Source organism: Agaribacillus sp. DX54 (assembly GCF_056858335.1).
The window spans coordinates 1-2,075 of record NZ_JBXEQE010000086.1; the positions used below are offsets into that span (position 1 = coordinate 1).

Annotated in this window: 2 protein-coding genes; both read left to right on the forward strand. The window is 36.7% G+C overall.

What is annotated here, in order from left to right:
- Window positions 1–290: 290 nt before the first annotated feature.
- Window positions 291–1,346, forward strand: coding sequence for a BF3164 family lipoprotein (locus tag AC04NP_RS30390; RefSeq protein ID WP_482863890.1), 1,056 nt, complete (start codon window positions 291–293; stop codon window positions 1,344–1,346).
- A 109-nt stretch (window positions 1,347–1,455) separates the two neighbouring features.
- Window positions 1,456–1,638 carry a hypothetical protein gene (locus tag AC04NP_RS30395; protein WP_482863891.1) on the forward strand — a complete coding sequence of 61 codons (183 nt, stop codon included), beginning with the start codon at window positions 1,456–1,458 and terminating at the stop codon, window positions 1,636–1,638.
- Window positions 1,639–2,075 lie beyond the last annotated feature (437 nt).

A 2,075-nucleotide genomic window follows, 5' to 3' on the forward strand; every position in this document is an offset into this window, starting at 1 on the left:
AATTAGATGCATCATGCAGACACCCTGATGGAATGATATTTGCAGACGCTACATGGATTTCCGATGCAACTAACTGTAATGGGCATGAATGTCCAGAATGCCCTGCTTGATAACTGCTTAACAGGCTCCCCGAATATCGGGGAAGCCTTTATATAACCCTATATTATCATGAAATGAGCATAAACATTCGAGACCGAATTTGTACCAACCGGTTGATGAATGTTGATCGCGAATTCTATAGCCTGCCCCGCAGGATTGCGGGGTGATCGTTGAAAATTAAACTCATACACATGAAATACATACTTTGCTTCTTGATATTATTTTTATTGTTTTCTTGTGGTCAGAAACATCCTGAACATTATGAAATCAAAAATTTTACTTACAACGATCTACCATACAGTAAAGCACTGAAGGGAAAGAAGTGGAATATTCCGGATATAGGTTTTCCCAGAAGAATTCTTAACCTTGATAACCATCTTGTGGTAAGTGAGCACGTGGCCGACACTTTTTTGCACATCATTGACAAAAAGAGCAAGAAAACAATTCATAAGATGGGTGTGAAAGGAAAGGGGCCCGGAGAAATTCTAAAACCCTGGAGATTACTACATAGTAACCATAAAAATGAATTTTGGGTTTATCAATTAGGCTCAAAACAAATAAATAAGTTCGATATTATCAGCAATAGTGCCCTTTCTTCTGAGGCTATCAAATTTAAAAATGATATGTTTCTGATAAGTGATTTTGAGTTTTCTTCTGACTCCACGTATATGTCAATACTTGTGGATGGAAAGGACAAGTTTGTAGAATTTGCCGGAGCTGGAAACAGAATCAATACTTATGATACCTGGGATCATATGGTCGGTAGAAAATTACCCTATAATATCATATCATCCCTGCACAGAGGTGTCTTTAAAGCAAGCAGGGGCAAGCAGTATTATATCTTAGCCTGCCTGATGGTTGACAGGATCGAAATATTGGATAAAACCTCCGGAAAAGTAGTTTCTATTAGGGGGCCAATTAATCATATGCCAAAATTTGAAGTGGATCATTCTGCAGGATATCCTATGCTTGCTGTAGATCGTAGTACAAGCCGGTATTGTTATGGTGATGTAACATGCGGAAACAAAGTCTTTTATGTTAGTTTCTCGGGAGCCAGTTCATTGGAGGTGAATTCATTTAAAAAGTATAATAATGAAATTTTTGTATTTGACTATAGCGGTAATCTTAAAGGTCATTACACTTTTGATATATCTTTAGCAGGCATCACTGTGGATGAGCAGGCAAGAAAGTTTTATGGGATAACCTTCGTGGATGAATATCCAAATATCATTGAATTTGACTTTTAACTTTTTAAATTGATTCTGCTTAGAGTTTCTTGAAATGCTGTTATTATCCTTGAAAAGCCATTTCACAGTGACTTAAAAAAAGAAAAAAGAAATATAAGTAGATAAGATAATGTTTAACCCGGATGATACAATAGACTTCGTTGTGAGCATCCAAAATGGCTGTGAGATAAGTACTGGTGCAGCATTCGGGTTTAAACCAGCAGACCTTACCGGTTTTTTGGAGTTTGACATCAATCCGAAAATGCTGACCGGCGACGCGGAGATAATTTATCTAAGGATTGGGCTGTTTTGACAAAAAAAGTTATGAATAGAACAAGGCTAAAATCACAATTATTATAGTCACAGAAAAATGACTGTGTATTAAAATACACCGCTGCCTTAACAAGGATTACAGAAGATTACTGAAAAAACTATGGTCAATAAAAAAACTAACCGGCTCTTAGATGCTATATCATTGAAATAATGTATCATTCATAAAACGACAGATGCCTATGTAATCTTTAAAAAAGTATCCGAAAACACCTTGCCCCGGCCAGCAGGAAGCTGACGCGAGACAAGGGCGTACACCTCGAAAGGCACGATAAAACAAAATTAATTCGAACAAAATTACATATTTAAAATGAAAACTAAATTTAAGAACAAACTACGCTACATAGCAGCAGGCATATTTATGTTGGGCTTGGTAGCCAATGTAAGCTTATCCCTTACCGATCCTTTTGTACATGTAGG